Genomic DNA, 9,726 nt, shown 5'->3' with positions numbered 1-9,726 from the left:
GCAACGCAATTTTTTGACAGTACTTAACATTTGAAAGCATAAAGGTTAGCTTACTCACCGTTTGATATTTACATGATCTTAATTTGAAAAATTGTTGCTCGATTTTTTAGGAGAAATCTGCGACAACTATAGTACTAGCATTTTACTACTAGGCGGGCTTAATTTTTCGATAGCTTATCCTTAAGGTAACGCACGGAAACCGTCTATCTTATGGTCGGCTTTTCTACAAGCACGCTAACAAAATTGCAGTTGAACTGATGTTTAATCACTAAAATAAACCATTTTTTAACGATAAATGAACAGATTAGTAATTTTATCTTATTGTTACATTAAGACGATCAACCCTATGATTCAGATAACACAAACGACTAATTAACAGTACTATCTGCGCTTGTATTGCTGATATCGAGGAAAACATATCGGACGACCGCACTTTTGTTCTCGTTGAACTCTATGGATAGACCTACACAGCATGCTGCTTACTTTCACTGACAAGACACGACTTGGATATGGCCTATGCGTATTGCAATAGTAGAAGATGAGAAGGTGGGTTCAGAGCGCATTGAAAAGGCGCTTTTGGATGGGTTTGCCGAACGAGGCATAGAAGCTAATATCTTCTCCTTTGAAACCAGTAAAGCCTTCATACATACCGCCAGTCGTAACACGTTCGACTTGGTGGTGCTTGATTGGCACTTGCCTGATGGAACAGGCATCGCTCTGCTCAACTGGATGAAAACGTATCTGCAGATCCTTCCTGCCGTCATTATGGTTACCCTGAGGCAGGAGGAAGTAGATGTCATTCAGGCGTTGAATGCAGGTGCTGATGACTTTATTAGCAAGCCTTTCAGACCCCGTGAGCTTGCTGCAAGAGCCTATGCTTCCACACGCCGCCACTCATTACGCACACCTAGCGTGGCGCAACAGCAAGCACTTGAATTTGGCCGTATTAAGCTGAATGCCAACCGTGAAACGGCGTATGTAGACGGTGAAGAAGTGACATTGACTCGGCAGGAATTTCGCTTAGCGTTCCTTCTACTCAACCAGCTTGGCAGTCCGCTTTCACGCTCTTACTTATATGAATATGTTTGGGGGAAAAGTGACCCGCCGGGCACACGCACGCTAGATGTCTACATACACCGGGTACGCAAAAAACTGAATCTAACTTCAGAGTTTGGCTGGAATCTTGTTTCGGTTTATGGATATGGCTACCGACTACAGGCGCTTGACGAAATGACTGAGGCAACCGTAAGCAAATAGAGGGGCTATTGAGCTATTGAATTCAGGGCGAAAGCCATTACACAATAGCAAAAAACCCGCTTTGGAAATTGATTTCCTAAGCGGGTTTTGCTGTTAAAGCCACTCAAGCGTGGGGTGCTATGCTATTCAGTCAATATGAATACCAATGCGCCGAGCGACTTCCTCATAAGCCTCAATGACGCCTCCCAACCCTTGGCGGAAACGGTCTTTATCAAGTTTCTCACGGGTGTTGGCATCCCATAGACGGCAACCATCCGGAGAAAATTCATCGCCGAGTACAACCTCGCCTTTAAAGATGCCAAACTCTAGCTTGTAATCGACAAGCAAAATATCACCTTCGGCAAATAGCTGCTTGAGGACATGGTTCACTTTAAAAGTGAGTGTCTTCATTTTTGCCAGTTGCTCTGGGGTTGCCCAACCAAAGGTTTCTGCTAGCGACTCATTAATCATTGGGTCGCCCTTTTCATCATTCTTTAAGAACAGCTCAAAGGTCGGAGGAGACAGTGCCATCCCCTCTTCAACGCCCAACCGTTTAACCAAACCGCCAGCTGCAATGTTGCGTACTACACATTCAACAGGAATCATCTGCATATTTTTTACTAAGCTTTCGTTATCCGAAAGCTGTTTTTCAAAATGCGTAGGGATTCCCGCTTCTTGTAGACGTTGCATAATGTATGCGTTAAAGATGTTGTTCACCTTGCCTTTACGGGCCAGTGACTCTTTCTTTTTGCCATCAAACGCGCTGGTATCATCACGAAAATGCAGTACCAACAAATCTGGATCGTCGGTGGTATAAACAGATTTTGCTTTACCAGCATAGAGCTCTTGGCGCTTTTCCATGGGGACTCCGAAAAGGTTACAAAATTAGACGTTAACGTAGATAGCCGGAGACACGCTCAAGCAGCTCGCGCTGATCATCAGCACTAAAGCTACGTTCACTGGCATTAATGGCGCGCAGAATCGTCTTATCACCGTTAGGCTGAAGGGCAAGACGAATTTGCTGTGACATACGGCGTACATCGGGGCTAAAGACGATCTGCAGTGGATTACGTCCCCGCTCTGTCTCCGTCATATACTCAACCAAAAACTCATAATTATCAGCGGAAGTTGCTAATAAGTCACGCTCGCCCTCTACACTAAAATCAAGTTCCAGATAATGATCAAGTTCCGCCCAAACACGATCTATCGGTTGAGGAATTACCACTTCCCACTCGTCACCTTGCTGTTGCAACTGAGGCGTTTGCTGTTCTGCAAGTCGTTGAGCTGTCCAAGAAGAAGCGCTAGCGGTGGCACTACGTGCACCTAGGTACTGTTCTAACGCGTCAAGACATGCTGCTACGCTTTGCCCTGATTGTTCGCAGCGTACCTCACTACTGCCCGACCTCAACGCACTCTGCAGCGTCAATGTGGCTTGCGAGGTCACTATAACGCCTTGGCTTGCATTACTTTGCTGTACACCTAGCTGGCGACTACGCGCAAACGCTTCTAACTGTGGCCAAACGGCTCCCGTGTCTGCCGCGACTACTAGCCATGTCTGGTTACCTACCTGACGACGCTCTACGAACTCTGGTTCTAAGCCACTGCCAATCGCTAATGACGGAGGCGCAGAAATCTCAGCGGCCTGTTGAGGACGCGTATCTTGTGCAGTAACTTGCGGCACAGGCATAGCATCGCGGTAACGCTGGGTATTGCGCGTGTCAGGAAGTACTAGGGGGGGCGCTGGGGCGGCTTCAGTGTAGTCTAAATTGCGGTCATGGTAGTAACCATCGCGCGAGCATCCGGCAAGTACAACAGCTGTTGCGAGTGCCAGCGGTATCCATTTAAGCGCACGTTTTTCAAGCAAGCGTTTTTCAAGAACAGGGCGCATCGAGCCACCTTAACAGTCAACAGATCGAGTACCCGGCGAGTCAACAACGACCACCGGGTAACAGAGGGGTTGCGTCGAATTACTCCTCTACGACGCCCGCCAACTGCAGCGCTTCACTCACAGTGGCGTGGTACTTTTCAGACAACCAAGTTAACGGCAGACGAATCCCTGCGTCCATATACCCCATGCGATGCAGTGCCCACTTAACTGGGATTGGGTTCGCTTCGATGCCTAAATTAGTATGTAACGGCATCAAACGCGTATTAATTTGGTGCGCTTTGTCTGCATCACCGGCCACTGCTGCAGCACATAAATCATGCATTGCTTTAGGCGCTACGTTCGCAGTAACGGAAATATCACCGTGGCCACCCATCAACATAAAATCACAGGCAGTGGCATCGTCTCCGGAGTAGAGCATAAAATCGCTGCCCTTCAAGCGAGTAATTAGATCCTCGGCACGCTCAAGGTTCCCCGTCGCATCTTTCAAACCAATGATATTTTTCACTTCTGCCAAGCGCACTACCGTTTCATTGTAGAGATCAGAGCAGGTACGACCAGGAACGTTGTACAGAATTACTGGAAGATTACTGCCTTCAGCAACGGCTTTAAAGTGTTGGTATAGCCCTTCTTGGGTCGGCTTGTTGTAGTAAGGGCACACCGATAGGCAGTAGTCTGCGCCCACTTCACTGGCATAGCGTGCCAGCTCAACCGCCTCTGATGTGGCGTTAGCCCCGGTGCCGGCAATCACTGGAATTCGGCCATTCACCTCTTCTACCACGCTGCGAATCACATCGAAGTGCTCGGCAAATGACATGGTAGTAGGCTCGCCGGTGGTACCCGCTGCAACGATGGCATCAGTGCCATTATCGAGGTGGAAGTTCACCAGACGACGAAGCGCCTCCCAGTCGATGTCGCCATTGATCTTCATCGGCGTCGCCAGGGCGACAATGCTGCCTGTGATCATCCGCTTGTTCCTCACCTACAAAATTATAAAATTACGCGGCAAACGATATTCGTTCAAAGAAATCGAGTAGCCACGACCATTAGCCTGGGTATCGCATGGGCATACATTGAGCATACATAGTGGGGCAATTCGACTAGCTGCCATTTTATGCCTTTCGCCTTCTGCTGTGCTCCAAGGGGTTCTACAAAAAACAAATGGTACTCAGGCGACTCGAACCTGTACAGCGCAAAGCACTGAGAGTTTTTATAGCCCTTCGCTATTAGGCGCTTATTCGCTTTGACATAAGCGCGTTACTTGCGTGTAATCAACTCACTATATTATCCCATTAAAGGAGCTTTACATGTCAGTGCGCCTTAACCAATTGGTACCTGACTTTTCCGCCCCAGCCACCGGTGATACAACGGTGACGCTGTCTGAACTGCGCGGTAAACAGGTAGTTATCTATTTTTACCCAAAAGCCAGTACACCCGGTTGTACTACCGAAGGTGGCGATTTCAGAGACCGCAAACCGCGTTTCGATGCTGCCAACACAGTCATTATCGGCGTTTCTAGAGACGGTATCCGTGCTCAGGAGAACTTCAAGGCGAAGCAAGAGTTCAATTTCGAGCTTATCTCCGATAAGGATGAAACTGTGTGCCAGCTTTTTGACGTTATCAAGCTCAAAAAAATGTACGGTAAAGAGCACCTTGGCATTGAGCGTAGCACCTTCCTGATTGACAGTGAGGGTAAGCTTGCTCAAGAGTGGCGTGGCGTTAAAGTTCCAGGGCACGTTGATGACGTATTGGCAGCCGCAGAAGCATTAAATGCCAGCTAACAAGACCAAGACTGCCGTATCCCTTGTGGATGCCATCTCCGCTCGTTTCTCTTATTCGTTCACATGCATTACGAGTAGATAGCGCCTATTAATGTTCAACCACTGGTAGCTGCTTTTTTCCTTCTCGTTCTTCAATCCCTCTTGGCCAGGCGTAAACCAATGCTTTTAGCAATGTAGCCAGGGGGATTGCAAAGAAAACGCCCCAAAACCCCCAAATACCGCCAAAAAACAGCACCGCGACAATAATTGAAACGGGATGGATATTATTCGTTTCTGAAAACAACACTGGTGCAAGCACATTCCCGTCAAGTGCTTGAATCACACCATAGGCAATCAGCACATAAGCAAATTGCTCACTGATTCCAAAATGAAACCCTGCGACCGCCGCCACAGGAATAGTGACAACTGCCGCTCCAATGTAAGGCACCAGCACGGAGAAACCCACAAGCACTGCTAATAACGCGGTATAAGGCAAGCCAAAGAAAGCGAAGGTAAAGAAAGAAACCGTACCAACAATAATAATTTCAATCGATTTGCCGCGTATGTAATTCGCAATTTGACGATCCATTTCATGCCAGATACGGGTCAACAGCGTGCGCTTTTGTGGTAGCAGCGACAGCGTAAAACCTACCAATGACTGGCGATCCTTGAGCATAAAGAATACCAGTATCGGCACTAACACGAGATAAATAATCAGCGACATAATGTTGCCAAGCGACGCCAGTGAAAGTGTTAATGCACGCTGCCCTAGCTGGCTGATTTCTCGGCTGGCAACGCCTATCCAGCTTTGCATTTGATCGGGGGTTATTAAATTTGGATAGCGCCCCTGTAGGTCGTCTAACCACCCCTGGCCACTAGCAAACATCCGGGGAGTTTCCTGAACAAGGCCAACAAGCTGATTCCAGATCAGTGGCATTAAGATGAAAGCAAGCGTCAATAACACGCTAACAAATGCTACAAACACAACAATAACCGCTAGCAAATGAGGCACCCCGCGCCGGGTCAGCGCACTCACTACCCCCTGCAGCAAAAACGCTAGCACAAGCGCAGTGAAAAACGGCGCTAGCATTCTGCCAAACCAAATAATGGCTGCAAATCCAGCTACTAACACAAGCAAAAGGATTAACGCCTCTTCGTCTGAAAAGTAGCGTTCTACCCAACTTTTCAGAATGGTACGCACGGTCATGAGCGAGATATCCCTGCTTTGCGTATCCAGAAGTAGTAAATATCGCCGCGTTGTTCGCGCCCTTCAAGCGTATGGTCGCTTAGCTCAGTAAATGATGTCATATCGCGCCATGAGCCAGCATCGGTTGACCTCACCTCTAGTCGTTGACCTGGGGCCATCCCAGCCAGTACCTGCTTGGCTTTTAATAGCGGTAGCGGGCAATGTAATCCGGTGGCATCTAACACGGTGTCTGGCTGAAGGCTATTAACTGGCCTAGAATCTGTTTGCTCGGACATACCCTCTCCTGAAAAATATTTGCTCGAATACGGTATTGTTACAACCACTATTTCTTTCAAATGCTCATTGAGAATTTGATTTAACGGCACTTCCCTGCCTGAATCAATGTCACACCGCTGTTTGCTGCGTATATTACTTGAACTCAGGAACACCAATGAGGATGCCATGCCGCACCTTCGACTCGTACCTTTTCGCCGAACCTATGCACTGGCACTTATGCTGAGCATCGCCAGCGTTAGCTCGCCCAGCCTTGGCTTCGACGATTATCAGCTCCCTAGCTATCAGCTCCCTAGCCTAGGCGGCGCTTCAACTTCTGTTAGCAACGAGGAGTATCGCCTAGGTCGCGCTTGGCTTCGTCAATTTCGTGCTCAGGCACCACAATGGCAAGACCCTATCGTAAATGCCTACCTAAATAGCCTAGTTGCACGCCTTGCTCCTCATAGTCAGCTTGGCAGCCTTCGCACAACGACCGTGATGGTTGATAACGGTTCTCTCAATGCTTTCGCAGTTCCTGGCGGGGTCATAGGCATCAATTCTGGATTATTCGCCTTTGCTGAAGATGAGGGAGCCTTTGTGTCGGTTATCGCCCATGAGCTAGGCCATCTGTCTCAGCGACACTACGCCAGGGGCAGTGCACGAGCAGAGCAAACGCAGCTACCCGCGATGGCCGCTATGCTTGCAGGCATGCTCATTGCCGCTAGCGGTGGCGGTGATGCAGGCATGGCCGCTGCCATGGGTTCTCAAGCGGCGCTAATTCAAGATCAATTGTCTTATTCACGACGTTTTGAACAAGAAGCTGACCGTATTGGTCTGCAGGCAATGGCAAGTGCCGGTTACAACCCAGATGCGATGGTACGAATGTTTGGTGCTATGCAGCGAATGGCACGGCTCCAGGGCGGCACCCCACCAGAATTCTTACTTACCCACCCAGTGAGCGATAGCCGGCTAAGCGATGCTCAGGCACGCGCATCACAGCTAACAATTGCCGACACTTATACTAGCGACACGTTATACGACATGATGCGCGCTCGCGCACTTTTGAGCATTTACCACAACACACCGCAACAAGCTGCATCACGCCTTGCCCAAGAAAACGGTGAAGAGCAAGCGCAGCGCTATTTATCGGCGCTAATCGCAGCTCGAAACGGCCAAACTGACAACGCGCTGCAAACTATCGATCAACTGGCCCGTGAATTACCCGACTACGGTATGCTACCTGCCTCTGCCGCTACAGTTGCGTTAGAAGCCCAACGCTATGAGGAAGCTATTACGCGTAGCCAGCGTCTACTGCGAATCATGCCCAATTACTTACCGGCGCAATTGGTGTTAGCCGAAGCTCAGCTGCAGCGCGACCCACAGGCTGCTTATGAATTGCTACGTGATATTACTACGCAGCACCCTGAAAGCCCCCAGGGATTCAACCTACTTGCCGAAGCAGCGGGACGAAGTGGTTATAACGGTTGGGGTCACTTAGCACGAGCAGAGCACTTACAGCTAACCGGTAGAGTTGACCGCGGTATTCGCCAGTTAAATATCGCTAAAGATGCCGCACAGCAAGAGAACGATCAGCAGGTATTAGCGCGTATTGAACAACGCAGGGAAGCGTTCATTGACTATCGCGAGGCATTAGACAAGTTTTGACATTTCTAAAAAAGCCCGAATGCCTATCGCATTCGGGCTGTACCCTTCGAGCTATCATAGTGAGTTTATACGTTAGGCATTGAAACTCAGCATTCGCTCTAGTGGTTTTAACGCCTGCAGCCGCAGCGTGTCATCAACAAAAATTTCGCCACTACCGTCGCGCAGCGCTCCCGCGAGGTTATCCAGAGCATTCATCGCCATCCATGGGCAGTGGGCACAGCTACGGCAGGTTGCACCGTTGCCCGCTGTGGGCGCCTCAAACAGGGTTTTATCGGGCACGGCCTGCTGCATTTTAAAGAAAATGCCGCGGTCAGTGGCAACAATTAATTTGTCATTAGGTAGCGTTTGCGCAGCCTTAATCAGTTGCGAAGTAGAGCCTGCCACGTCAGCCAAAGCAACGACTGCATCCGGTGACTCAGGGTGCACCAGCACCGCAGCTTCCGGATAAAGGCGCTTGAGATCTTCAATACCTTTCGCTTTGAACTCTTCGTGAACGATACAAGCACCATCCCACATCAGCATATCTGCGCCGGTTTTTTTCTGAATATAACCGCCTAAATGCTTATCCGGTGCCCACAGTATTTTTTCCCCTTTCGCTTGAAGGTGCTCAATAACTTCAACCGCAATTGAGGAGGTAACAACCCAATCAGCACGGGCTTTCACGGCGGCAGAGGTATTAGCGTATACCACCACGGTACGGTCAGGATGCGCATCACAAAAAGCACTGAATTCATCGGCAGGACAGCCAATATCCAGCGAACAGGTCGCTTCCAGAGTAGGCATTAAAACGCGTTTTTCTGGCGATAGAATTTTCGCCGTTTCTCCCATGAAGCGCACACCTGCAACGACCAGCGTTGTCGCATCATGTCGTGCACCAAAGCGTGCCATTTCAAGAGAGTCTGCAACACAGCCACCCGTCTCTTCAGCCAACTGTTGAATGGCATCATCGGTGTAGTAATGAGCGACAAGCACTGCATTATTTGCGTTGAGTAGTTGCTTGATTTCAGCCACCCGTGCCTCATCTTCCGCAGGAATACGGGTGGGGCAATATGGGCTGGGGAGCGGAGCGCTAAGCTCAGCTTGAGTAGTCATAATAGTCATCGTGTCTACCACTGTGACGAACAGGGAATCCCCCTGTTAAACACCGGTCACGGCGTGTGCACTTTGCAAACGCCGCACTCGATGCGATAAGCCGCTGCGTCTTTCGCGGGGACTCATCGCTCTGTCCACCATAAGTGGACAGCGCTACCATGACATCATTGGTAGCTATAACTAGGACTATTGTGGTGTTAAATCGTTGCCCGCTGCAAGCATAAAGTGTGCGTTAGTTGGCTTCATCACCAAATAGCAAAACGCCCCTGGCAGCAAGCTACCAAGGGCGTTAAATTTGGTGGGTCGTGTAGGATTCGAACCTACGACCAATTGATTAAAAGTCAACTGCTCTACCAACTGAGCTAACGACCCAAATATTGCTATGCACCTAGTTAACAACTTATTACGAGTAACTTGGCGCTAAGTTTCCGCTTAAGCAGTAATTCTGTTCAAGTGGTGGGTCGTGTAGGATTCGAACCTACGACCAATTGATTAAAAGTCAACTGCTCTACCAACTGAGCTAACGACCCCCTCGAACGGATGCATATAGTACGGATAGAGCTTGCTAATAGCAAGCCTTTTTTACCTTTTACCAATACACATCCGTCAAAAACACTTCTTCGAACTAC

General features: G+C 49.0%; 9 protein-coding genes and 2 tRNA genes. 3 read left to right on the top strand and 8 right to left on the bottom strand.

From position 1 onward, the window contains the following. The first annotated feature begins 516 nt into the window (after positions 1-516). Positions 517-1,257, top strand: a complete 741-nt coding sequence (locus tag M0220_RS10910; RefSeq protein ID WP_264017637.1) for a response regulator transcription factor — start codon at positions 517-519, stop codon at positions 1,255-1,257. Between the two features lie 126 nt (positions 1,258-1,383). Here the strand turns inward: M0220_RS10910 and purC are convergent, their stop codons facing one another. The 3 genes from purC to dapA form a co-directional block, all read right to left on the bottom strand. Further along, entirely contained in the window at positions 1,384-2,097 is a 714-nt protein-coding gene (purC, locus tag M0220_RS10905; RefSeq protein WP_030070347.1) for a phosphoribosylaminoimidazolesuccinocarboxamide synthase, read from the bottom strand. Positions 2,098-2,128: 31 nt separating this feature from the next. Further along, positions 2,129-3,124: an outer membrane protein assembly factor BamC gene (locus tag M0220_RS10900; protein ID WP_030070348.1), complete on the bottom strand. Its 996-nt coding sequence runs from the start codon at positions 3,122-3,124 to the stop codon at positions 2,129-2,131. Between the two features lie 79 nt (positions 3,125-3,203). Further along, on the bottom strand, positions 3,204-4,088 hold the full coding sequence (gene dapA / locus M0220_RS10895; RefSeq protein WP_030070349.1) for a 4-hydroxy-tetrahydrodipicolinate synthase: 885 nt from the start codon (positions 4,086-4,088) through the stop codon (positions 3,204-3,206). A gap of 340 nt (positions 4,089-4,428) precedes the next feature. On the opposite strand from dapA, the gene M0220_RS10890 reads away from it, so the two are divergent. Further along, on the top strand, positions 4,429-4,902 hold the full coding sequence (locus M0220_RS10890; RefSeq protein WP_030070350.1) for a peroxiredoxin: 474 nt from the start codon (positions 4,429-4,431) through the stop codon (positions 4,900-4,902). An 88-nt stretch (positions 4,903-4,990) separates the two neighbouring features. Here the strand turns inward: M0220_RS10890 and M0220_RS10885 are convergent, their stop codons facing one another. Both M0220_RS10885 and M0220_RS10880 read right to left on the bottom strand, forming a co-directional pair. Continuing rightward, positions 4,991-6,088: an AI-2E family transporter gene (locus M0220_RS10885; RefSeq protein ID WP_030070351.1), complete on the bottom strand. Its 1,098-nt coding sequence runs from the start codon at positions 6,086-6,088 to the stop codon at positions 4,991-4,993. After that, positions 6,085-6,363: a sulfurtransferase TusA family protein gene (locus M0220_RS10880; protein WP_264017636.1), complete on the bottom strand. Its 279-nt coding sequence runs from the start codon at positions 6,361-6,363 to the stop codon at positions 6,085-6,087. The genes M0220_RS10885 and M0220_RS10880 overlap by 4 nt, the downstream gene beginning before the upstream one ends. A gap of 166 nt (positions 6,364-6,529) precedes the next feature. Between M0220_RS10880 and M0220_RS10875 the strand changes: the two genes are divergently transcribed. Then, positions 6,530-8,005: a M48 family metalloprotease gene (locus M0220_RS10875; protein ID WP_264017635.1), complete on the top strand. Its 1,476-nt coding sequence runs from the start codon at positions 6,530-6,532 to the stop codon at positions 8,003-8,005. 72 nt (positions 8,006-8,077) lie between these two features. On the opposite strand, the gene nadA is transcribed toward M0220_RS10875, so the two are convergent. The 3 genes from nadA to M0220_RS10860 form a co-directional block, all read right to left on the bottom strand. Next, positions 8,078-9,106, bottom strand: a complete 1,029-nt coding sequence (nadA, locus tag M0220_RS10870) for a quinolinate synthase NadA (protein WP_030070354.1) — start codon at positions 9,104-9,106, stop codon at positions 8,078-8,080. A gap of 287 nt (positions 9,107-9,393) precedes the next feature. After that, positions 9,394-9,469, bottom strand: a tRNA-Lys gene (locus M0220_RS10865). Positions 9,470-9,551: 82 nt separating this feature from the next. Continuing rightward, positions 9,552-9,627, bottom strand: a tRNA-Lys gene (locus M0220_RS10860). Between the last annotated feature and the right edge of the window lie 99 nt (positions 9,628-9,726).

The sequence above is a fragment of the Halomonas qinghailakensis genome (assembly GCF_025820815.1).
GTDB lineage: Bacteria > Pseudomonadota > Gammaproteobacteria > Pseudomonadales > Halomonadaceae > Vreelandella > Vreelandella qaidamensis.
Note: the sequence above shows the minus strand (reverse complement) of the source record. Positions and strands in the feature narration are given on the sequence as shown.

What these genes read in the sequence shown, in the direction of transcription:
- nadA (WP_030070354.1), bottom strand. Translation starts at nt 9,106, where the DNA reads ATGACTATTATGACTACTCAAGCTGAGCTTAGCGCTCCGCTCCCCAGC.
- dapA (WP_030070349.1), bottom strand. Translation starts at nt 4,088, where the DNA reads ATGATCACAGGCAGCATTGTCGCCCTGGCGACGCCGATGAAGATCAAT.
- M0220_RS10900 (WP_030070348.1), bottom strand. Translation starts at nt 3,124, where the DNA reads ATGCGCCCTGTTCTTGAAAAACGCTTGCTTGAAAAACGTGCGCTTAAA.
- M0220_RS10875 (WP_264017635.1), top strand. Translation starts at nt 6,530, where the DNA reads ATGCCGCACCTTCGACTCGTACCTTTTCGCCGAACCTATGCACTGGCA.
- M0220_RS10910 (WP_264017637.1), top strand. Translation starts at nt 517, where the DNA reads ATGCGTATTGCAATAGTAGAAGATGAGAAGGTGGGTTCAGAGCGCATT.
- M0220_RS10890 (WP_030070350.1), top strand. Translation starts at nt 4,429, where the DNA reads ATGTCAGTGCGCCTTAACCAATTGGTACCTGACTTTTCCGCCCCAGCC.
- M0220_RS10885 (WP_030070351.1), bottom strand. Translation starts at nt 6,088, where the DNA reads ATGACCGTGCGTACCATTCTGAAAAGTTGGGTAGAACGCTACTTTTCA.
- purC (WP_030070347.1), bottom strand. Translation starts at nt 2,097, where the DNA reads ATGGAAAAGCGCCAAGAGCTCTATGCTGGTAAAGCAAAATCTGTTTAT.
- M0220_RS10880 (WP_264017636.1), bottom strand. Translation starts at nt 6,363, where the DNA reads ATGTCCGAGCAAACAGATTCTAGGCCAGTTAATAGCCTTCAGCCAGAC.